At 39.0% G+C, this 23,195-nt stretch carries 14 protein-coding genes and 5 tRNA genes; 14 read left to right on the top strand and 5 right to left on the bottom strand.

Annotated features, from left to right (window positions below; genetic code table 11):
* Positions 1-39: 39 nt before the first annotated feature.
* On the bottom strand, positions 40-2,043 hold the full coding sequence (locus tag PVK63_RS07830; protein WP_130086129.1) for an NADPH-dependent 2,4-dienoyl-CoA reductase: 2,004 nt from the start codon (positions 2,041-2,043) through the stop codon (positions 40-42).
* A gap of 215 nt (positions 2,044-2,258) precedes the next feature.
* Here PVK63_RS07830 and sppA point away from each other — a divergent pair, with 215 nt between their 5' ends.
* Together sppA and ansA are read left to right on the top strand one after the other, a co-directional pair.
* On the top strand, positions 2,259-4,115 hold the full coding sequence (gene sppA, locus PVK63_RS07825; RefSeq protein ID WP_130086128.1) for a signal peptide peptidase SppA: 1,857 nt from the start codon (positions 2,259-2,261) through the stop codon (positions 4,113-4,115).
* A 92-nt stretch (positions 4,116-4,207) separates the two neighbouring features.
* Positions 4,208-5,221, top strand: coding sequence for an asparaginase (gene ansA, locus PVK63_RS07820; RefSeq protein ID WP_130046044.1), 1,014 nt, complete (start codon positions 4,208-4,210; stop codon positions 5,219-5,221).
* Between the two features lie 109 nt (positions 5,222-5,330).
* Here the strand turns inward: ansA and asd are convergent, their stop codons facing one another.
* Complete coding sequence (asd, locus tag PVK63_RS07815; protein ID WP_130047399.1) at positions 5,331-6,446, bottom strand: aspartate-semialdehyde dehydrogenase; 1,116 nt, start codon at positions 6,444-6,446, stop codon at positions 5,331-5,333.
* 623 nt (positions 6,447-7,069) lie between these two features.
* Between asd and nhaC the strand changes: the two genes are divergently transcribed.
* Positions 7,070-8,506, top strand: a complete 1,437-nt coding sequence (nhaC, locus tag PVK63_RS07810) for a Na+/H+ antiporter NhaC (RefSeq protein WP_130086127.1) — start codon at positions 7,070-7,072, stop codon at positions 8,504-8,506.
* 127 nt (positions 8,507-8,633) lie between these two features.
* Here nhaC and PVK63_RS07805 read toward each other — a convergent pair whose 3' ends face one another.
* The gene (locus PVK63_RS07805; protein ID WP_130086126.1) at positions 8,634-9,839 is read right to left on the bottom strand and encodes a chemotaxis protein; all 1,206 of its coding nucleotides are present in this window, start codon (positions 9,837-9,839) and stop codon (positions 8,634-8,636) included.
* A 143-nt stretch (positions 9,840-9,982) separates the two neighbouring features.
* Entirely contained in the window at positions 9,983-10,999 is a 1,017-nt protein-coding gene (gene yejK, locus PVK63_RS07800; RefSeq protein WP_165367181.1) for a nucleoid-associated protein YejK, read from the bottom strand.
* Positions 11,000-11,075: 76 nt separating this feature from the next.
* On the opposite strand from yejK, the gene PVK63_RS07795 reads away from it, so the two are divergent.
* From PVK63_RS07795 to PVK63_RS07750, 10 genes are all read left to right on the top strand, one after another.
* Positions 11,076-11,306 (top strand): YejL family protein, encoded by a 231-nt coding sequence (locus PVK63_RS07795; RefSeq protein ID WP_130046040.1) that lies wholly within the window; start codon positions 11,076-11,078, stop codon positions 11,304-11,306.
* Between the two features lie 19 nt (positions 11,307-11,325).
* Entirely contained in the window at positions 11,326-13,134 is a 1,809-nt protein-coding gene (locus PVK63_RS07790; RefSeq protein ID WP_130086125.1) for a DUF3413 domain-containing protein, read from the top strand.
* Positions 13,135-13,341: 207 nt separating this feature from the next.
* Positions 13,342-13,432 (top strand) — tRNA-Ser (locus tag PVK63_RS07785).
* 38 nt (positions 13,433-13,470) lie between these two features.
* Positions 13,471-13,547, top strand: a tRNA-Asp gene (locus PVK63_RS07780).
* 362 nt (positions 13,548-13,909) lie between these two features.
* Positions 13,910-14,000, top strand: a tRNA-Ser gene (locus PVK63_RS07775).
* Between the two features lie 38 nt (positions 14,001-14,038).
* A tRNA-Asp gene (locus PVK63_RS07770) sits at positions 14,039-14,115 on the top strand.
* 347 nt (positions 14,116-14,462) lie between these two features.
* Positions 14,463-15,170, top strand: a complete 708-nt coding sequence (locus PVK63_RS07765) for a carbonic anhydrase (protein ID WP_130086124.1) — start codon at positions 14,463-14,465, stop codon at positions 15,168-15,170.
* 121 nt (positions 15,171-15,291) lie between these two features.
* Positions 15,292-15,382: transfer RNA gene (locus PVK63_RS07760), tRNA-Ser, on the top strand.
* 249 nt (positions 15,383-15,631) lie between these two features.
* Positions 15,632-15,973 carry a hypothetical protein gene (locus PVK63_RS07755; RefSeq protein ID WP_242511035.1) on the top strand — a complete coding sequence of 114 codons (342 nt, stop codon included), beginning with the start codon at positions 15,632-15,634 and terminating at the stop codon, positions 15,971-15,973.
* Positions 15,974-16,525: 552 nt separating this feature from the next.
* Complete coding sequence (locus PVK63_RS07750; protein WP_130086123.1) at positions 16,526-19,372, top strand: Ig-like domain-containing protein; 2,847 nt, start codon at positions 16,526-16,528, stop codon at positions 19,370-19,372.
* A 664-nt stretch (positions 19,373-20,036) separates the two neighbouring features.
* Here PVK63_RS07750 and PVK63_RS07745 read toward each other — a convergent pair.
* Positions 20,037-20,525, bottom strand: coding sequence for a GNAT family N-acetyltransferase (locus PVK63_RS07745; RefSeq protein ID WP_130086122.1), 489 nt, complete (start codon positions 20,523-20,525; stop codon positions 20,037-20,039).
* A gap of 315 nt (positions 20,526-20,840) precedes the next feature.
* On the opposite strand from PVK63_RS07745, the gene PVK63_RS07740 reads away from it, so the two are divergent.
* Entirely contained in the window at positions 20,841-23,195 is a 2,355-nt protein-coding gene (locus tag PVK63_RS07740; RefSeq protein WP_130086121.1) for an AAA family ATPase, read from the top strand.

Genomic DNA, 23,195 nt, shown 5'->3' with positions numbered 1-23,195 from the left:
GTTATCAAGTTTTGTTGCCTAACTTGTTGGAAGTTTAGCTTAAAGTTTCGCGGCTAGTTCAACCCCTTGACGGATTGCTCGCTTCGCATCCAATTCACCTGCATGCTCTGCACCACCAATAACGTGATGCTCAATCTTTTCTGAAATTAATATTTCAACTAAGTCATTGACGGATACTTGGCCTGCACACATTAAAACATGATCAACATCGAGCAGCTTAACCTCTTCATTTTGACGAATATACAAACCTTCATCATTCACTTTTAAATATTCAACACCTGCTAGCATATGTACGCCACGTTTTTGTAAGGTGCGTTTGTGGATCCAACCCGTCGTTTTGCCAGGACCTTTGCCGATGCTGCCTTTTTTACGCTGCATCAACCATACTTCGCGGGTGGTTTGATATGTTTCTTGTGGCTTTAAACCGCCTTCGAACTCAATATTTTTATCGATATCCCAATCTTTTAGCCATGCATCAAGAGTGTGATCTTCAGGCTCAGTGATCATGGTCGCAACATCAACACCAATACCACCCGCCCCAATCACCGCCACTTTTTTACCAAGCTTGGGTTGGGTCTTAATGTAAGTTTGGTAATCAATCACTTTAGGATGCTCACTGCCTTCTAGTTGAGGAGCTCTTGGCTTAACGCCTGTTGCCACTACCACCTCATCAAACTGGCGCAGTTCATCCATTTCAACGGTATAATTCAACTTAACGATAATGTTCTTATGATCTAATTTATTGGAGAAATAACGAATGGTCTCTTTAAACTCTTCTTTCCCTGGGATCTGCATTGCTAAATTAAACTGCCCACCAATGCGATCACTTCGCTCAAATACTGTTACTTGATAACCACGTTCGGCCGCTGATGTCGCACAAGATAAACCAGCCATTCCCGCACCAATCACTGCAATTGACTTCACTTTGTCAGTAGGAGTAAGTACTAACTCGGTTTCATAACAGGCTTGAGGGTTAACCAAACACGTAGCTCGCTTGGCTTTAAATACATGATCCAAACAGGCTTGATTACAGCCAATACAAGTATTAATTAATTCTGATTTGTCTTGCTCTGCTTTATTTACAAATTCTGCATCCGCTAAAAATGGACGCGCCATTGACACCATATCGGCCTGTCCCGATGCCAATATATCTTCAGCGACTTCAGGTGTATTAATGCGATTACACGTCACTAAAGGAATAGAGACTTTATCTTTTAATTTTTCTGTTACCCAACTAAAGGCAGCTCGCGGCACTTGAGTCGCTATGGTTGGTATTCTGGCTTCATGCCAACCAATCCCTGTATTTAAAATTGTCACACCGGCTTTTTCTAACGCTTGAGCAAGCTCCACCACCTCATCAAACGTGCTGCCTTGTTCCACTAAATCAAGCATAGATAATCGGAAGATAATAATAAAATCAGTACCTACTTTTTCACGTATCGCTTTAATAATTTCTAATGGGAAGCGTATTCTATTTTGATAATTACCGCCCCAATCGTCATATCTCATGTTTGTTCTAGCACAGATAAATTGATTAATGAGATACCCCTCAGATCCCATTACTTCAATGCCATCGTAATTGGCTTGTTTTGCATAATGCGCACTATTAGCAAAATCATGGATAGTTTTTTGAATTTGGCGCTCACTCATTTGGCTTGGAGTAAACATACCTATCGGTGCTCTAATGTCAGAAGCACTCACCGCTAAAGGATGCATCGCATAGCGACCCGCATGAAGAAGCTGAAGGGCAATTTTTCCGCCATTATCATGTACAGCACGAGTTAACGCTTTATGTTTCTCCGCTGCACGAGAAGAGCTAAACTGCGCACTAAAGGGCGTTAAACGCCCACGAAAATTAGGTGCAAAACCACCAGTGACAATAAGCCCAACCCCACCCTTTGCCCGCGCGGCATAAAAAGCTGAGAGTTTTTTAAATCCATCATTACTCTCTTCTAATCCAGTATGCATAGAGCCCATTAAGACTCGATTCTTTAATTGGGTAAATCCCAAATCTAACGGCTGAAAAAGGTGTGGGTACATCATAACAATCCATCGCTTATAATTATTGTGGTCTGACCAGAATAGTAGCTATAGGCTTCTGCTACAATTAAGTATTTACAAATATGCAACATCCATCAATGTTTTTATTTTAATTTATTAATAGAAATAATTCTCATTTGAAACAATTTAGTCTAGTTACTTTCTGATTCAGTTAGCGTAGGATAGTGACAGAGTTCAAACTAATAATAAGGAACAATATGAAAGGGTTATTCCACTTCATAGGAAAATGTTTTAAAGCCATATGGAAGTTACTTTCCTTTACCCGTCAACTGGTATTAAACCTATTTTTTCTTGCTTTTGTGGGAGTGATTGCATTCACTTTCCTAGCCAGTGATGAGTCTAACGTTGAAACTCAACAAGTTGAGAAGAAGGCGTTAATCCTTAATTTATCAGGTCCCATTGTTGAAGAGAGTAAATTTCGCGAGCCATTAGAGCGTGTTACCTCTGATTTATTAGGCAGCCAAAAATCACAAGAAAATGTCTTATTTGATATTGTCGATACTATTCGCTTTGCGGCTCATGATGACAATGTTTCGGGCTTAGTACTTCATTTAAAAGAAATGAATGAAACCAGCTTAACTAAACTTCGTTATATAGCTAAAGCCATCAATACCTTCAAAGCAGCAGGTAAACCGGTTTATGCGATTGGTGATTACTACAATCAAAGCCAATACTATTTAGCAAGTTACGCTGATAAAGTTTTCATGGCACCTGATGGTACGGTTCTATTACGTGGCTACGGCGCTTATACGCTGTACTACAAAGACCTACTTGAAAACCTGAATGTCTCTACGCATGTTTTCCGTGTTGGAACCTATAAATCGGCGGTAGAACCATATCTTAGAAATGACATGTCTGATGCTGCAAAAGAATCAACGTCAGTATGGTTAACTCAATTATGGGATGCCTATTTAGATGATGTCGCTACTAACCGCCAAATTGATGCAAAAACGTTAACCATGCCAATGGAGCAATTCATTGCAAAATTGAAGACGGTTAATGGTGATTTATCACAAATGACAGTAGAGCTCGGTTTGGTGGATAAACTGGCTACACGACAGGAAGTTCGTAAAGATCTCATTGAGCAATTTGGTTCAAATGGCTACGACAGCTTTAAACAGATCAGCTATTACGATTATCGCCCGCAAGTTCGCCCTGCGATCATTCCTAATGCTCAAGATATTGCGGTTGTTGTCGCAAGTGGAGCTATCATGGATGGCACTCAACGCCAAGGCACTGTTGGTGGAGACTCTACAGCAGCACTACTTCGTCAGGCTCGTGGTGATGACAACGTAAAAGCAGTCGTTCTTCGTGTTGATAGCCCTGGTGGTAGTGCTTTTGCTTCTGAAGTGATCCGCAATGAAGTGGATGCCCTTAAAGAAGCAGGGAAACCTGTGGTTATTTCGATGTCGAGTGTTGCAGCCTCTGGCGGGTATTGGATCTCTGCAAGTGCTGATAAAATCATTGCTCAACCAACCACGATTACGGGTTCAATTGGTATCTTTGGTATTTTAACCACCTTTGAAAAAGGCTTAAATAAGATGGGGATCCACAGCGATGGGATATCAACCTCTCCATTTAATGGCGTTGGCTTAACTCGCCCGTTAAATGATGATGTTGCTCAAGTAATGCAGTTAGGTATCGAACATGGCTATCACCGCTTTATTAAACTGGTGAGTGATCATCGTGATCTATCCTTAGAAGCGGTTGATAACGTAGCCCAAGGTCGTGTTTGGACAGGTAAAGATGCGCTAAAATATGGTTTAGTTGATCAATTAGGTGATTTTGATGATGCAGTACAAGCCGCAGCTCAATTAGCCAATATGGAGTCATATAACCTCTACTGGGTTAAAGAGCCGCTATCTCCAATGGAGCAATTCCTTGAAGAGTTAAGTATGAGCTTTAACGCTAATATCAAGACAGAATTATTTTCACTTGCTCCTGAAGCATTGCAACCGACTATCAGCAAAGTTGCAACAGACATCAACATGTTGAATAACTTTAATGATCCAAAAGGGCAATATCTCTTCTGTTTGAACTGTAGCAATCTTTAAAAGCATGACGAGCCCGACACATGTCGGGCTTTCTTTATGCCAAATGCACAGTATAATCGCACCACCTCCCATAACTCTGTACCGTTGTTATTATGGAAAGAAAACACATTTACATCGCCTACACTGGCGGCACAATCGGCATGTTAAAATCAGATGATCATGGCTATGTTCCTGCTGCAGGATTCATGCAACATCAATTAAAACAAATGCCTGAGTTCCATCGTGCAGAAATGCCTATTTTCACCATTCACGAATATGAGCCACTGATTGACTCATCTGATATGACGCCTGAAGATTGGCAACGCATTGCAGATGATATTCGTGCTAACTACGATAAATACGACGGATTTGTAATTCTGCATGGTACGGATACCATGGCCTACACTGCCTCAGCACTGTCATTTATGCTTGAGAACCTTGGTAAACCAGTTATCGTTACTGGCTCTCAAATTCCTCTTGCTGAGCTACGCTCTGATGGTCAAAGCAACTTATTAAACGCTTTACACATTGCGGCGAACTACCCTATCAACGAAGTGACATTATTCTTTAATAACAAGTTAATTCGTGGCAACCGCAGTACAAAATCACATGCTGATGGCTTTGATGCCTTTTCATCACCAAACCTGCCACCACTATTGGAAGCGGGCATTAATATTCAAATCAATGGTGCCGAAATAAATAAACAGCCTGAAGGTGCATTCACGGTTAATGACATTACCCCACAGCCTATTGGTGTAGTAACCATGTATCCAGGAATTTCAGCGGAAGTGATTAAAAACACATTACGCCAGCCAGTTAATGCCATGATCCTTCTGACTTTTGGGGTAGGTAATGCACCACAAAACCCAGAGCTTCTTGCGCAATTAAAAGAGGCTTCTGAGCGTGGTGTTGTGGTTGTTAATTTAACTCAATGTCTATCAGGAAAGGTAAACATGGGAGGGTATGCAACAGGCTGTGCATTGGCTGAAGCGGGCGTTATCAGTGGTTATGATATGACTCCTGAAGCGGCTTTAGCGAAGCTGCATTATATTTTAAGTAAAGATCTGCCTTATGAGACCATGCGTACCATGATGCAGCAAAATTTACGTGGTGAGTTAACTCACTGATCTTCTAGTAACAATGATTGATTCTAATAAAAAGGCTTCCCTGATATTCTCATGGGAAGCCTTTTTTGTTCTATTAACTAATGTAATTAACTAACGAATGCAATTAACGCTATTTCTTTTCGTTAAGAATTATACGTAATGTACGACGAAGTGGCTCTGCTGCACCCCACAGTAATTGGTCACCAACCGTAAAGGCATTTAAGAAATCGTTACCCATCGACATTTTACGTAAACGACCAACAGGAACAGATAGCGTACCAGTCACTTTTGCTGGCGTTAGCTCTTGTGCGGTAATATCACGTTCATTAGGAATAACTTTAACCCAATCATTGTGGGTAGCGATGATCTCTTCAATCTCATCCATTGGCACATCTTGTTTCAGCTTAATCGTTAATGCTTGCGAGTGACAACGCATTGCACCAATACGCACACAAGTACCATCAATCGCAATAGGTGAATCTTGTAGACCTAGGATCTTGTTCGTTTCAACCGTTGCTTTCCATTCTTCTTTGCTTTGACCATTTTCACGCTTCACATCGATCCAAGGGATCAGTGAACCAGCCAATGGAGCCCCAAACTCTGATGTTGGGAAAGAATCAGAACGAATTGTCTCTGCTACTTTTCTATCAATATCTAAAATAGAGCTAGAAGGGTTTGCCAATTCAGACGTGACACAATCATTCACGACACCCATTTGAGAAATCAGTTCACGCATATTCTTCGCACCAGCACCAGAGGCTGCTTGATACGTCATTGCACTCACCCACTCAACTAAACCCGCTTTATATAAGCCACCAAGACCCATTAGCATCAAGCTTACTGTACAGTTACCACCAACATAAGTATTTGTGCCAGCATGAATGCCTTGCTGAATTTGCTCAAAGTTAACCGGATCAAGTGTAATAATTGCATCATCTTTCATACGCAGTGTAGAAGCGGCATCAATCCAATACCCTTTCCAACCCGCTTGGCGAAGTGCTGGATACACCTTCTCTGTGTAACTTCCACCCTGACAAGTAATAATTGCATCCAACTTTAACAATGATTGAATATCAAATGCATCTTGCAATAGACCCGCGTCCTTTCCAAGGTTTGGTGCTGGGATACCAACTTGTGATGTGGTGTAAAATACAGGTTCAATATGGTCAAAATCACGTTCTTCAACCATACGTTGCATTAAAACTGAACCAACCATTCCACGCCAGCCGACTAAACCTACTCTCATTGTACTCTCCCTGTTAATACTAAAAATATGAAGTCTCTATTCCATCTATATGATGAACAGAAGAAAATCTCAAGCACTATTTGCCTTACTCTCTCCATTTTACGCTGAAAATTTTATTTACATTTTAATTTATCCTTCAAGATAAAAGCGCAAAAAAACAGCATATATAAAATTAACTTCTCTAGTCATCAAATTAAAACTTAACATAAATAATACTTTTAGCCACTTGAGCTAACTTAGTAATCTAATACCTTATAAACCAATAATTAATAATATTTACATTGCGTTACACTTCACAAAATTTCATAATTTAACCATTATGCAAACGATTACCCTGCATTTAGGTTAAATACCTCCAATCAAATCAGTACATACGCTAAATTTATAATACAAAATAAAAACATTTAATTAATTGGAAATAAAAGCAATGATAAATTAAAACGTAAATTTAACCATTTAATTACCTTGAACTTAGTCCAGTAACACAGCTAGAGATAAGAATCACAAATCAACTAGAGTTAATCGACCTCTTGTTGATCATAAGGTAAAGTGCATCTCGTTTAGAAAACACAATCCCTTATCGTATGAATATTATTCATACATACAAAAAAGAGGCTTTTTACATGAAGCAAGCAACGACAAAGTTACCTTCGCTGACGCAGGTAATTATATCTTTAGGGCTATTTCTACTACTTGCCTTTTCTTTCACGGCACAACTTGATCTACCTATCCAACTAGCTCTTTACATTGGCTGGTTCATTATTATTACTTTAGGTATTAAGTTGGGTCATGATTACAAATCTTTAGAAAAAGCAGCCCTAAACGGCATCTCCAATGGACTAGGAGCGGTATTAATTCTCTTGGCTGTAGGTGCCTTAGTAGGTACTTGGATTTCTGGCGGTATTGTTCCAACCATTATTTATTATGGTTTAAAAGCAATTCATCCATCAATCTTCCTTCTTGCAACAATGATCATCTGTTCATTAACCGCTCTTGCTACAGGTACCTCTTGGGGTGCTGCAGGTACCGCTGGTATTGCAATGATGGGGATTGGGCAAGGCCTTGGTGTTCCTGCACCAATTACTGCTGGTGCGGTTCTGTCTGGTTGTTACTTCGGTGATAAAATGTCGCCGCTTTCAGATTCGGTAATCCTTGCTTCTTCAATGTCTAACGTTGAAGTTATGGAGCACATTAAAGGCATGCTGCCTGTTGCTCTTATCAGCTACATCATCACTGGTATTATGTTTACTGCATTCGGTTTCCACTTTGCAGGTAACGTGGACATGAGCCAAGTTGATTCTGTTATCTTAGCAATGGAAGAGCAATTTGTTATTTCTCCATTCTCATTTGTTCCTGTGGTTATTGTTCTTGGCCTACTGGCAATGCGTATGCCTTCTTTCCCAGTAATCAGCTTTGGTTCACTGCTGGGGATTATCTGGGCGGTAATGGTTCAAGACATTGACTTCTTAACAGCATTTAACACAGCTTGGGCTCCGTACTCAATTTCATCAGGTGTTGAGTTTATTGATGCGATCTTAAATCGTGGCGGTATGTCTTCAATGCTTGGTTCAGTGGCAGTTATCGTATTTGGTTTAGGCTTTGGTGGTTTACTGGATAAAGTTGGCGTATTAGAAACCGTTGCTAAACTATTCGAAAAACGCGTTCAAGGTCCTGGCTCTCTAGCAACAAGTACTATTGCTACCGCTTTCTTTGGTAACATCTTTGGCTCTGCGATGTATGTATCACTTATTCTTACTCCAAAAATCTGTGCGAAAAACTACGACCGTTTAGGCTACAAACGTAAGAACCTTTCTCGTAACGCAGAATTTGGTGGTACGCTAACCTCGGGTATGGTTCCTTGGAGTGATAACGGTATTTACATGGCGAGTATCCTAGGCGTTGCTACCTTATCTTACGCACCATTCATGTGGTTAAGCTTCGTATGTATCATCGTAACTATTGTGACATCTTACATGGGCTGGTTTGTTGATAAATGTGAACCAACTATCACAGCAGAAGAAACAGATGAAGCCATTGCTGTAGAAACAAAAACAGCATAATTACCTCATCTCGCTCCAATAAAAAATGCCAGTGATTACGTCACTGGCATTTTTGTATCTAACGGTTTAATTCTTATACCAATCTACATAAGTATTTGATCATTCTTGCTTGTTAAAATTGATATAATTAAACAACCGTTTTCTTTATTGCAGCTCGTTTACCAAGGAAATAACCCAGACCTAAAGGAGCAAAGAAAATCGCTAAGATAAACAAGATAAAGTAAATGATGGTACTTTTAATCAAATCAATCACTTTATCTACCGCTAGTGTCAGCACATCTTGTGATACTTTATCTAGGTCTTGAGTGAATTTTTCACGCTCTTGAGACACAATAATGGCAATAGCCTTACGCTCTCTCTCAACCATATTTACGAGCTCTTGGCGTTCACGAGCGACCATAATTTCTAAAGCAACACGCTCTGCACTAAGCTGATTTAATTTATCATCCGTTTTCATGTCCAAATCATCAAGCAGTGGTTGTAATTGCATACTCATTTGTTGTGCTAGATTTTGCATGTACTCAGGATTATTTTTCACAAAGTCTTGGAATGACTCAGAGGTATGACGCAAACTCTCCATCGTTTTATTTATATCATTCGCATTTACGTTGCTATTCATGGCGATCAATTGTGCTTTCCATGTCATTATCTTTGGCGTTTGCTCAGAAACTAAACCTAAACGGTCGGACACATCGCCTAATGCCTCTGGCATTGTCCCTAACGTTGCTACCGCTTCTGTTTCATCGATATTTTGATGTGCTAACCATGCTTTTAAAGCGGGTGTTCTACGCATCATTAAGCTATCAAAAGAGTGCTCTGCAACGAACCCTTTAATAAAATCTTGAGCATCACTAAACTCTGAACTCGGCAATAGCTTTTCTGCCATATTCTTTATGTCATTGTTCAATAATTGGCTTGTTTGAAAATCCACATCCCCCTCAAATAAACCCGAACCTTTTCCTTCTGGTGAGAAGAATTGTTCCATTTGTGCAGCAAATATCCAAGTATCGATTAACGCAATTTTTGGAGATACTTGATATGCAGCTTGTTGAAGCCCTTCTTCCGCATGGATTTTCCATAACAAAACATACGATTGATGTAAGGTGTCGTCTTTAGGGTACGTCGCTGATATTTGATCCGCAGTTGATTCCACTTCACTAAAGAAGTGTTTGCTGTACTCACGAGTTAAAATACGAGTATTAAGTTCTGCCGTTGTTAACGGTTCTGATTGAGACTCTATTTTAAGCTCAAGTAAAGAACACCCATTAAGTAGCAAAACAGACAAAACGATAGAAAAGAATTTAGAAGCAAAAAGCTGAGAGGTGTATTTCATGAACAACCCTACCTAAACCAAAATTTTATAATTAAAGGATAGATAGGGTATCATTTTGCAAAAATCAAGTTATCAAATATTTGAGAACAAATCGCCAATTATGATTAAATCAGCGCATTTATCTTTGACAACATAATCACTCGTTATGACTCAGAAGAACCTAAACGTCGTGTTAATTGATCTTTTAAGTTAGGTGGCGTGCCCTTAATGGTCAAAGTATCTGTTTCTGGATCATAGAAAACACGCTCTCCCAGTAACATCGCGTCAAAGTTTAATGATAAACCACCACCGGCACCAACAAACTTCGTTAATTTACGCATTGCTGTACGATCAACAGGGAAAGACTCTTCAAGCTCATACCCTTGCTCTTCCGCAAACTGATAAAAGTTAGAGCCTGATTCAGACGTTGGTAACTCGCCTGATAATTCTTTAAGTGTTAGCTCTTCTCCAGCTTGAAGTTGACCATTACAGTAATCATAAACTTGTTTACGGTATTGTTGTTTTTCGTCTTTTTCTAAACGTTCGTCAGCACAGAAATCTTCAACCGCTTGCATTAATACTTGGTTTTGAACCTTAGTATCCATACCTACATCAGCTTGTAAAAAATCTAAGAAGAAATCAGAAACTTTACGCCCAACACGCCCTTTAATGAACGTCAGGTAACGATTTGAATCCGCATTAGTTTCCCACGTTGATAAATCAATACGCGCTGCAATATCCATTTTCGCGATATCGAGGTAATCCGTAGAACTAATGTCTAGTTGTTCCGTTACCTTCATACTTTCGTTTGATGGCAATACCGCAACAAATAGATACTCTGTTGCCAGTGATTGATACTCTGCAATCACTAAAATACCTTCTTCAGCAAATGGGTATTTAATCAGCTCTGATTTTAATTTTTCTGCCGATTTATTACTGAATTCTAAAAATGGCGTTTCATTCTTACGAACAGAACCTAGCCAATGCCCAAACTCGCTCTCAGTCTTGAATACACCAAAGCCTTTGCCTGCTTTAGAGTTAAAGACACGATGCAGTTCAGAAACTAATGCTTCAGTGAACTCTTCGTTCTCAAGAGTTTGATTTCGTAGACAAACTTCGAGTTCATCTTGCTCATTTTTTACTAATTTATGTAAAATTACGTTTGAAAGGGTTAAACTCATAATAGAAAAGGTTTTTAGTTGACGTACATAGTAGGTTATCATAAGCCGCTTTCACTATCATTAACTGAAAAGACTTATGGCTATTAATACTTCGAAATACAGCAACAAACAAATTGAACAAATGTTAACAGAGATGGTCGATGTACTTGATAAACATCGTGCACCAGCAGATCTATCTCTAATGTTGGTTGGTAACATTGCGACAAATGTACTAAACCAAGAAGTGCCTGCAGAACAGCGTAAAATCATCGCTGAAAAATTTGCTCAAGCACTACTTAGCTCATTAGATACACCAAAAACTCACTAAGAGCGAGAATTCAATTACCATGGTTGATAGCGGAAATACCTACGGCGAAAAAGTCTCCAAGTTAATTACTTGGGGTCACTGGTTTAGCTTTTTCAATATCATTGCTGCAATGCTTATTGGCACTCGTTATATCGCGCAATCACCATGGCCTGAAACGCTACTTGGACAGACCTATCTGGTATTAAACTGGGTAGGTCACTTTGGCTTTTTGGTCTTTGGGTTTTACATTCTTGTACTCTTCCCTCTGACCTTTATTACGCCATCTCAACGCTTAATGCGAATTTTAAGTGTCATTATAGCAACTGCTGGTATGACATTGCTGCTGCTAGATACTTACGCTTATCAAACCCTTCATTTGCATATCACACCATTGGTTTGGGATATGCTTCTGAACAACGATAAATCAAATTTAAACACTCAATGGCAATATTTGTTTATTTTGGTTCCCGTAATGTTCCTACTTCAACTTTCTCTCTCAGAGTGGGTATGGAATAAATTACGTAAACTTGCTCATAAACATGTTGGTCGCCCTTTTGCGATCACTTTTGCTGTTGCGTTTATTGGTAGCCATTTAATTCATACATGGGCTGATGCTTCAGCTTATGGACCAGTAACGGCTCAACGCGCGACATTTCCACTCTCTTATCCAATGACCGCTCGTTCGTTTTTAGAAAAACACGGTTTTATTGATCGCGATGCATTGGCAAAACAAATTCAAGAAGAAGGAACTGGCGGCGCAAAAGAAGCAATGCGTTACCCACTTGAACCAATTAGATTCAAAACAAAACAGACAGGTTATAACTTACAAATCATTATGATCGATAGTCTCCGTGCAGACACTCTAAATCATACTGATACACCAAACTTAACTCGCTTTGCTCAGAATAACCTGAATTTCAATAATCATTACAGTGCCAGTAATAACCCAACCAGTTTATTTGGTTTATTTTATGGTTTACCTGGTAACTATGTTGATAACTTTAGAAACTCAGAAATTGAATCGCCAATATTAACGGAATTACATAAACGTAATTATCAGTTTGGTTTGTTCAGTGGTGATGATTTTACTTCATCAATCTATCAACAAATTATCTTTACTAAAGGTGAGATTGGCAAATCTAAAGAAAAAATGTCGGATAGCAAAGCTATTACTCAGTGGCATGATTGGTTTAGAGCTCAAACGCCTAATAAACCATGGTTTAGCTATTTAGAACTAACGTCAGTCTCTGAATATGATGCGACAAGCCCAATTTCAACAGAAAACTCAGATCAAAGTGCTTTTGAAGTTAACTACCGTAAAGCGGTTAAAAAAACTGATCAGCAACTTAAAACAGTATTGAGCGCATTAAAACAATCTCCTGATTGGGAAAAGACCATCGTTATCATTACATCAAATCACGGTATGGAATTTGATGAGACAAATACTAATAGCTGGGGCTCAAGCACTAACTTCAGTCAATATCAGCTTCGTGTTCCTATGTTAATTCACTGGCCAAACGTTGAGCCTGAATTAATTATGTCTCGTTCAAGTCACTTAGATTTAGCGCCAACATTGATGGAGTCGTTTTTAAAAACAACAACATCACCAGAGAGCTACAGCAGTGGTTTAAATTTATTAAATCAAGACAATGAGCGTAATTGGTTATTAGCTGGCGACAGAAAGAATATCGCCTTAATAACAGATACAAACACTGTCGTTATCGATACGTTTGGTAATTATAAAGTCTATGACGAAAACTATAATCGCCTGACAGATGAGAAACCAAAACTCTCCTTACTCATGCAAGGTATTTCAGAGCTGAAGCGGTTTTATCACCCTAAAAAATAAATAGCCTCATAAAAATCCCTTTCTCATAAAGGGATTTTTTATATCTACCATTTAAGAAAAACAGCGTCTAATGCCCACTGTTTTAAATAGAAAAAACAACTTAATGAGTTAAAAACAAAGCACAATGCACAAAAATAACGCAGTCAGCCGTTTTTTTTAATTTTATCCTTTACAAGAAGTAAGGATATTACTATTATTCACCGCACTGGAGGGATGGCTGAGTGGTCGAAAGCACCGGTCTTGAAAACCGGCAACCGTTAATAGCGGTTCTAGGGTTCAAATCCCTATCCCTCCACCACTTTTGAAAATTCAGATAGAGTCTGGGTTTTAAAAATTGGAGCGGTAGTTCAGTTGGTTAGAATACCGGCCTGTCACGCCGGGGGTCGCGGGTTCGAGTCCCGTCCGCTCCGCCAACATCAACGAAGCCTTGTCAGAAATGATGAGGCTTTTTTGTATCTGTTGAATATGAGATCCCAGTAAATTTCATTAAACTACTAACTCTAGAATTCAAACCCTTATCCCTCCACCACTTTTGAAAATTCAGATAGAGTCTGGGTTTTAAAAATTGGCTCGGTAGTTCAGTTACCCTTTATGCGTTATCTAATTTACTCGCCATTATTTCTACCTATATCTAGCTAAAGTATACTTATTTTAATAACTAAGCCTTCAATATTGCTTTAAACGCCCTCAAATTGTTTAAAATTAAATCAAACAGAAACTTTTTTAAAATTAGTACTTTACAATAAAAGTGGTTCAGCATATTATGCTCGGCATTGGAGGGATGGCTGAGTGGTCGAAAGCACCGGTCTTGAAAACCGGCAACCGTTAATAGCGGTTCTAGGGTTCAAATCCCTATCCCTCCACCACTTTTGAAAATTCAGATAGAGTCTGGGTTTTAAAAATTGGAGCGGTAGTTCAGTTGGTTAGAATACCGGCCTGTCACGCCGGGGGTCGCGGGTTCGAGTCCCGTCCGCTCCGCCAACATCAACGAAGCCTTGTCAGAAATGACGAGGCTTTTTTGTATCTGTTGAATATAAGATCCCAGTAAATTTCATTAAACGACTAACTCTAGAATTCAAACCCTTATCCCTCCACCACTTTTGAAAATTCAGATAGAGTCTGAGTTTTAAAAATTGGATCGGTAGTTTATTGCACCTTCTCATAATCTCCTTATTTCCAGCAATAATGCCTTAGAAATAAAACAGATTTTCAAACCGTTTCATATAAATGGAAGTAGTTAGCTAAATTCTATTCAAAGCATTTTTAACTCAACCTCATCTGTACTAGCCTAACGTCAAATTTTATAAAACAAAAAAGGCTAGAAAAACATGAAACATATTATTTCAACGTTGGCAATTATCACCGCTCTATCAACTAGCTCATTCGTTTCTGCTTCAGAATGGAGTTATGCAGGAGAAACCGCCCCTGCTAATTGGCACGGCACTTGTCAGAGTGGGCTAAATCAATCACCTATTGATATCACCAATGCTATAGAAAGTACTTTAAAGCCCATCACATTCGATTACGCACAAGCTGGTAAAAATATCGTTAATAACGGACATACCGTGCAAGTAAACTTTGATGGTAAACAATCCATTCAGGTTGAAGGTAAAACATTTAACCTATTACAACTTCATTTCCATGCCCCAAGTGAAAACCTGATTGCAGGTCATTCATACCCATTAGAAATGCATTTAGTGCATGCTGATAAAGATGGAAACCTAGCAGTGGTAGGTGTGATGTTTAAAGAGGGTAAAGCAAATCCTGAATTAGCAAAAATTTGGGCTCAAATGCCAAAATCAGGTGATGTTAAACTTGATAACAAGTTACGCCTTATCGACTTACTACCTAGCGATCAGGCTTATTACCGATTCAATGGCTCGCTAACAACTCCACCATGTACAGAAGGGGTTACATGGTTAGTAATGAAAAAACCTATTACTATATCAACAGAGCAACTGACTCAATTTAGAACGTTATACAAAGGCAATAATCGCCCAGTTCAGTCAATTAACGCTCGCCCTGTATTAAAATAAACAGCTACACCACCAGTTCTGCTCTAACTTTCATCAACATGATCAAATTTAGAGCAAACGGTTTTTATATTAGAAAGAATCCTTTACAAGTAGAAGGGTTACCCCTATTATACGCGGCATCGGAGGGATGGCTGAGTGGTCGAAAGCACCGGTCTTGAAAACCGGCAACCGTTAATAGCGGTTCTAGGGTTCAAATCCCTATCCCTCCACCAAATTAAAAGATTAAACCGCTGTTTTTACAGCGGTTTTTTTGTATCTGTACTATCGAAAATCACCTTGCACAGAAAGGTGGCACAGATGTACTTATTAAGACTCCCCAATAGCGTCTACTATACTCGTATCGCTACTCCAGTTTCACTCAGTTCTCGGATTCGGGTGCCGCTCAGAAGCTGAAAAACCAGTTATCCAATCGAACCGTACCCATTCATCAAACATTGTTAGATATGGGGTTTCTGTCCTTCGTGAAAGCTCGCCAGCGAGTAAAAGAAACACAGCTCTTTAATGTAAAGCCTCGCGGTGCAGATAATGATTGGTCAAAGGATTATAGAAAGACCTTCGGCAACATTCTTAATGACGTGGGCTTTAAGGCAGGACAACGCGCTACCGCCTATTCATTCCGTCATACCTTTATTGATGAGTTAAAACGATCGAATATCGAAGAGTATGTGGTTTCTGAAATTGTAAGCTATAAGCATCAAAACATGACCTACGGAAGATATGGTAAACGATTGGAGCCTAAGCAGCTTGTAGAGGCTGTAAATTTATTCCTCTTAGACGACATAGATATCACCTTAAGTGCATAGACAAGTATTGAGGACAACCTCGAAATAGACGTTCACTGAAAGTGTGACGACAATGCAACCCGCAGCTAACACCTTGCAGGAGCTAACTATGTCGCATTAAGCCCCCTTATTTGTTTGTAATGTTTGTTACTAACAAACAAACTCCAATAACTATAAAAATAATCATACTTATCCCAAAATGAAGTCGACGATAATCTAAACTACGTCCAAAAAGAGCTAGACGATATAAGAAATACCAAGTAAGTATTAGAAAAATCATCTTGAAGCCTTAAATGTTTATGTAACTATCCCGCCGAATTTTAAGACTACCCAATGTGCCGTTAGCTTCGACGTACCAAACCTAATCAATTACGAATACGTTTCTTGAATAAAACTCACATAACTGTCTTTTGTTGGGATCTTTCTACTTTACTTTTTTTCTTTATTCTTCAAAATCAGCCACTTATTAGATATTCAAATGCCCTACACAATAGCATATTCATTAACTGTAACTTACCTACTGTTTAATGCACGGCTAATAATCTAAACAATATTAATAACAAAGGATATTCCATGAAAAAAATATTAGGATCAACATTGCTTCTTGTCGCGGGGTTTAGTTTAAGCCCTGTTGCTGCAGCTATTGCTGAAACTGTAAATATTGAGACTTCAGCAAATGAAAGTCAGTGGTGGAGCACTTATAGCGTTGAAATTCAAAATACTTCAAATCAAGCTATTGATATGAAAGGGTCTACCATTGAGTTTCTACTGCCTAATGCTATCAACGATGTGAATTTTGTCTCTTCAGCGCTCTCATATCCGAGCTGGACGATTGAACATGAATTCACATCGGAAGGTGTTTATCACACTATCACTTATAAATTTGATGACGATGTATGGGTTAAAAATACACTTCCTCACGATGGTTCATTCAGTTTCACCTTTGGACTAAATAGCCAACTTCCAGATTTCCAATCGTTTGAAAATTCCATCAAATTCAATGGTTCAGGTGGTGGACAACCGCCAACACCAGAGCCAGAATTAGAATTGTCAATTCTTTCTCCTGTTGATGGACAAAAATTGGTATCCAATGAAGTAACCGATATTACGATTTCTATTGCTGGTGAAACCGCGTCTAAAATCGAATTCTGGGTCGATGGCAGTAAAATTGCAGAACAGAATGTCGAGCAAGATAAAACAGATTACTCGCAATCTTGGACACCAAGTGAACTCGGTTCTGCAACCATCAACGTGCTTGTGTTTGATGAGAAAAACCAACAACTCAAACAGCAATCTGTTACGGTTGAAGTGGAATCTGATCATAATTTCTCAGCACCAGAAGTTCGTTTCATTACACCAGAAAATGACGCCATTTTTAATAAAACAGAAACAGTATCAATCTCTATTGATGCGTTCGATTCTGATGATGACTTAACCTCTGTTGTCATCAAAGCCAATAACGCTCAAATTTGTGAATTTGATGCTAAGCAAACCGATCACTTTGCTTGTGATTGGCAACCATCACAAGCAGGCTCAGTGACACTGAGCGCGATTGCCACCGATGAACAGAACCTAACGAACACGACAAGTGTACAAATCACCGTTACCGAATCGAGCAACAGCTGTGGTGATGTTGCACCTTATCAAGATGGGAACAGCTACCAAGTTGGCGATCGCGTTTCGAATATTGGTGAAATATTCTCATGTACAGTATCTGGTTGGTGTGGTAACCCAGTATGGGCACCAGGAACTGGACATCCTAGCTACCCTGATGCTTGGAAAGACGCTTGGCAATCAGAGGGAGAATGTGATCCAAACGCGTTACCTAAAATTGGTTTAGAAACACCTTCTAACGGTGACCGCCTATCTCCGAATAAACCTTTTGACGTCATTATCAATGCGATTGATGAAGATGGCGAAATCGTAAAACTAGAAGCTCTGCTTAACGGTAAGGTTGTCGCAACAGCTACGCAACCAACATCAAGCAATCAATATAAACTAACAGTTCCAGGTCAGGCAGAAGGTGCTTATGAATTAGTCACAGCAGCTTATGACGACAAAGGTGCATCAGCGGCAACTGCACCAATTACATTGGCGATTACCGACCAAGATCTTGTCGTCGGACTGACATCTCCAGTTGATGGTTCAAAATTCACGCAGGGACGTAGCATTAAACTTGCCGCTGACGCAGAAAGCTTCGTTGGCTCAATTCAGTCAGTGACTTTCAAAGTAAATGGAACGGAGTTAATCACACTCAATAAAGCACCATACGAATATGAGTGGGTTGGTGCACAAGAAGGAACCCACACTATTGAAGCTATTGCCATCAATACTGAAGGTGACACGCTAGCAAGCCCAGTGTCAACGATTGAAGTACAGGAAGCGAAACCAGAAACAGGTTTACGTGATAACCCTGACCGTTCAATTACTTATTTGACGTCGTGGGGACTGACTAATATTGAAGAACTACAAAAATCTCAAGGTGATGCATACTTCTTGTCTTTTGGTAAGTGGGACTCGAACGGAAACATTCAAGTAACGGATTCAATGATTGAACCAAGTTACAACGACTCTTGGATGGCTCCAGGCTACCAATCATGGACAGAGCTAAAACATAGCCACCCAAATAAAACCATGATGGTTGCATTTGGTGGTCAAACACATGAAAGTATGTGGGCTTATATGGCCTCTCCTGCTGCACGCGAGTCGATTGCCAATGGTCTTGTTGAAATGATGAACAAGCCTTATCCAGTGTATAAGAAAAACCTTAAACCAGAAGAAATGGTTGGAGAATGTCTTGCGACGAACTGGTCTGGCGAGTGTGATTACAGCAAGTATCAACTGGCTGGCTATGTAAGTCTTGATGGCATCGATTTCGACTACGAAAAAGCGGCGCGCCTTACTGAACAAGAGAACCGTAACCTAGAAGCGTTGATTGAACTGATTCGCACCAAAGTCAGTAAGAGCAAGATTATCTCTTTGACAACTTACCATGTAGGTGCTGACCCTGTAGAGTGTGCAAATCCAAGCGTTACTGAAAACTGTTCATTCATCGAACCCGATCGTTCTAGCCACCATGGTGAAGTTATAACACTACTTCAAAATACGAAAGATAGTGTTGATTTCTTCAACGTAATGACATACGACGCAGGTAAAAACTTCAAGTACGATGTTGCTATGGCAAACTATGCTAAACACGTAGGTGACCCATCAAAAATTGTGCTTGGTGCAACCATCAATAGCCAATGGGGGCCAGATGGTCGTTTTGTTGAAACTCGTGAAAATAATATTGAACGAGCAAAATGGCAGAAAGCTCAAGGATACGGCGGTTTCTTTATTTGGACGTTAGGCTCAAATACTGAAAGCCTTTCTATGCAAGAGCAAGTTGAATACTTCAACGACATGATTTCTCATAACTAAACCATCACTAAGAGGCGCTGTCTAAACGCAGTGCCTCGTCTTTGCTACTCGCTGGACACATTGCTAATGTGAAATTAAGCATAAACTTCGTTGTAGTGATCGATTCAAAGCAATTGCATATTGTGTACGAATTTAAGAGGTCTGAATCGTCAGCTTCTTTTTCATTATCTAACGCGCAACTAAAGGTCCCTTACTTTTTTTAGCACATTTCAGCGTAAATCTATGTTACATTTTTATATAACTATAGCCATTACTATGACTCACTTTCTTTTTTAGTCAGTAAAAGCTTCCATCTTCGTTCTGAATCCAAATGGCGCTATCGCCAGCCTGCCAGTCAAGTTCCGCTATATACTCATCTGGAATTTCGAAGTAATGCTCACCTTGGTTGGTAACTTTAATTGGGTTCTGTCGTTTCATGGTTGATTTTGATATTTTCTTTAGTAGCTATTATCAGATCATAAATGAAGCTTTTTTCTATCTAAAACAAGCGCTTATTGCTTAAATTCCTGTCTATGCTCAGGAAGTAATTGATGATATAAAGGCTCAAGGTTTGAGGTTATTACTCTGGAACAATATCAAGAAATTTATTTTAGACTTTAGCCATAATGAAAACCGAATAGTTCCATAATCAATTCAATAATTAAATATTGAGACTTTCTGGTATCTACTTGTTTAAATCCTTCATCATCCATACATCACAGCCATTATGAACGGTACCATCAAGTGGCTTTGATAAATGGCTAAAACCCAAGTCTTCATATAGATGGATGGCTGATTTCATACTTGATAAAGTATCCAAATAGCACTGAGTGTAACCAAAATTGACCGCATGTTTGAGTACCTTTTGAGCAATTGTTTTACCAAACCCCCTTCCTCTAGCCTCCGGTAATAAAAACAATTTACGTAACTCACATACTGTTTTACTGCCATTAAATGCCGCTAAACCACAGCCACCAACGACCCTACCATCAAGCAATAAAATCAGATATTTACTCTTAAATGCAGGGTTATAATATTTACTCATCTCCAATACTTCATCGTCTGATGGACCAAAACCTTCACCTACCGCACCAAACTCAACCCCAACGTTTTTTATGATGTAGCAAATATCATTATCGTGCTCACTACTAATTGGAACAATTCGATATTCCATACCCTGACTCTCCACAAATTTCCTTATTTCATTATAGAAAAACAAATTAAACAAAATATTATCGATATTACAGAGTGAGTGCTTAATACAAACCTTGATCACAGAGATAACTATTTTTTTGTAACAATAAAACCAACCAAACAGTGCAATTAATTATCAAAAAAGCACACAAATACACGACATTTGATTCATATTTAATGTTTTCTTAGAGAAAAACTATAAATTGCAGCAAAGATCACATTTCTAATCAATCAACGAATTTCCACATATAAATACTCATTATAAATTTTATCTATTGAGACCCTTTTATTGCCTATGAATAATATCGTTAATCGTTTTCTTCTAGTGTTAGTCCTATCCTACTCACCATCTCTAATGGCTGAATGGGGAGTACATGCTTATAACTCTGTATCTATATCTGAGTCTGCTCAAAATATCGCAACGGATATAAAACAGCTCCCAGAGCAACATTTTTTTTCAAACCAAGAATACGGACAAGTCAAAAGACTGATGTCTCGTACTTTGCTGGCACAAAAGAAACAGGCCCAAGAATTAAAAGATTCATTATCAAATTATCAAGATAATGCCACGGATGACACCTGGGCTCGTGTAGAAAAAGACCATCGTTCATTGACCTCTTTAAATACGAGTAAAGAGTCACTTCTGCACCTAACAGAAACAAGAAATCGAGATCAATTAACCGGGTTTGGTCCTCGTGGGGTTACTCAGTTTTATGCCGAATTGCAAATAACTAACCTTAACATTAAATATTATACCTATTATCAAATTCGCAGTTTTAAAAAATTACTTAATGACCTTGCTATATCGCCAGTGCCAGTGATCAGTGTCCTGCTCAAAGTATTAGGTATTTTCTTTATTTTTAATTGGTGGATGCGAAACAGCGACCGACTAATCCATGATTTTAAAACATCAAAGCTAAAGAGTACCTCAAACCCTAGCTTATTCGTTCGTACTATTTGGTATTGTAGCCGCGCACATAAAGCTATCGCGTATTTATTATTAATTACAGCGACATTACGTATTATTTCAACACTTCCGAGTTTGCAGCATTTGATCTTTCTAGAGATATTTACTTGGTGGATACTTGGGGGGTCTATTGCTGTCAGTTTCATTTTGGAATTTGCTTATAGAAACAGTAAACATAATAAAAAAGACACTATCGCTTTAAGGCTATCAACCATTCGCCGATACGTTTGGGGCATAATTGTTGCTGGCGTTGTTTTACAAATTTCATCAAGAACGTTAGGTGAAGGGACTATTTATGCTTGGATTAACTCTATTGTTTATCTATTTTTTGTCTTACTAACAGTCATTACCCTAAAACGATGGAACCAGACCATTTTTAACCGTATAGAACAGTTAGAAACGCATCCATTATCAGTTCAATGGGCAATAAGAAATAAGAATACAGTATTGATGTCTATTCCTGCTACCGCGTGTGGCTCGGCATGGTTACTTGGTCGAACAATTCAGCATCAAGTCATTTCTATACTCTCTCAATATGCAGCTTTTAGCCATGTGCTTGCCTATCTCTTTAGAATAGAAGTAGCGAAACAAACAGAAGTTTCACGCGAGCAATCAAATCTAGTCCGCATAAAGGGAGAAAATGCATTTAATTATATCGCTCCTGGCTCAGAGACATCTGAATTAATCGAAGAATATGCGGAAGAAGAAATTGCTTCATTATCCCGTTACTTATTAACAGATAGCCCTGCTGTATGTGTATTGTCTGGCGAGCGAGGCATTGGTACAACAACCGTATTAAATCGTATTTTAAATAAAGCTAAAAACGTAATTCCACTATATATAAACTGCCCTTACGATGGCTACTCGGCACTATTACCTGAACTTTCACAATTATTAGGATTAGAGGAAGGGGCAACAGAGAAGGATATCCTACAGCATCTTAGAAACAGCGAACAATGCTATCTAATTGCGTTTGATAATACCCAACGATTAGTAAAACCAAAAGTGAATGGATTAGTTGATTTAATGAAACTAACCAATTTACTTAGACGTGCGAGAAAAAGTCATCGCGTTGTCTTATCTATTGATAAATCAAGCTGGCGCTTTATCGATCGTGCCCGTGGAGAGCGACTATTATTTGATCTTGTTACTTTTATGCCCAAGTGGAATGAAAAACAAATTGGCCAACTATTAGATTCTCGTATCATTGAAAAAAATGGAGAGAGCTCAATTTCTTTTGATGGATTAGTTCTCCCAAGACAATGGGATGAAGATACCTTAACTGATGAAGAACGAGCTAAGAATGGGTTCTATCGTATCTTGTGGGACTATTCAGATGGTAACCCTACTGTTGCATTACGTTTCTTTAGACTTTCTTTATACAAAGATAAAGAAACAGATACGGTACTAGTTCGTTTATTCCGAGCTCCTCAATCTGATGATCTAGAAACGATGCCAAAGCCTATGCTTGCTGTACTGCGTTCAATTGTACAGCTTGAAGTTGCTTCACCTATCGATCTTTGTGATTGTAGTCGACTCAGCATTGCTGAAGTAATCAGTACGTTACGCTACTTTCAAAGTCGTGGATATATTGAGTGGAATGATGAAAAAGCACGTATATCAGATCATTGGTATCGCCATATTACTAACGCTCTTCACCGTCAACATCTATTGGTAAAATAA

The sequence above is a fragment of the Aliivibrio sp. S2TY2 genome, assembly GCF_028765525.1.
Lineage (GTDB): Bacteria > Pseudomonadota > Gammaproteobacteria > Enterobacterales > Vibrionaceae > Aliivibrio > Aliivibrio finisterrensis_A.
Note: the sequence above shows the minus strand (reverse complement) of the source record. Positions and strands in the feature narration are given on the sequence as shown.

What these genes read in the sequence shown, in the direction of transcription:
- PVK63_RS07830 (WP_130086129.1), bottom strand. Translation starts at nt 2,043, where the DNA reads ATGATGTACCCACACCTTTTTCAGCCGTTAGATTTGGGATTTACCCAA.
- sppA (WP_130086128.1), top strand. Translation starts at nt 2,259, where the DNA reads ATGAAAGGGTTATTCCACTTCATAGGAAAATGTTTTAAAGCCATATGG.
- ansA (WP_130046044.1), top strand. Translation starts at nt 4,208, where the DNA reads ATGGAAAGAAAACACATTTACATCGCCTACACTGGCGGCACAATCGGC.
- asd (WP_130047399.1), bottom strand. Translation starts at nt 6,446, where the DNA reads ATGAGAGTAGGTTTAGTCGGCTGGCGTGGAATGGTTGGTTCAGTTTTA.
- nhaC (WP_130086127.1), top strand. Translation starts at nt 7,070, where the DNA reads ATGAAGCAAGCAACGACAAAGTTACCTTCGCTGACGCAGGTAATTATA.
- PVK63_RS07805 (WP_130086126.1), bottom strand. Translation starts at nt 9,839, where the DNA reads ATGAAATACACCTCTCAGCTTTTTGCTTCTAAATTCTTTTCTATCGTT.
- yejK (WP_165367181.1), bottom strand. Translation starts at nt 10,999, where the DNA reads ATGAGTTTAACCCTTTCAAACGTAATTTTACATAAATTAGTAAAAAAT.
- PVK63_RS07795 (WP_130046040.1), top strand. Translation starts at nt 11,076, where the DNA reads ATGGCTATTAATACTTCGAAATACAGCAACAAACAAATTGAACAAATG.
- PVK63_RS07790 (WP_130086125.1), top strand. Translation starts at nt 11,326, where the DNA reads ATGGTTGATAGCGGAAATACCTACGGCGAAAAAGTCTCCAAGTTAATT.
- PVK63_RS07765 (WP_130086124.1), top strand. Translation starts at nt 14,463, where the DNA reads ATGAAACATATTATTTCAACGTTGGCAATTATCACCGCTCTATCAACT.
- PVK63_RS07750 (WP_130086123.1), top strand. Translation starts at nt 16,526, where the DNA reads ATGAAAAAAATATTAGGATCAACATTGCTTCTTGTCGCGGGGTTTAGT.
- PVK63_RS07745 (WP_130086122.1), bottom strand. Translation starts at nt 20,525, where the DNA reads ATGGAATATCGAATTGTTCCAATTAGTAGTGAGCACGATAATGATATT.
- PVK63_RS07740 (WP_130086121.1), top strand. Translation starts at nt 20,841, where the DNA reads ATGAATAATATCGTTAATCGTTTTCTTCTAGTGTTAGTCCTATCCTAC.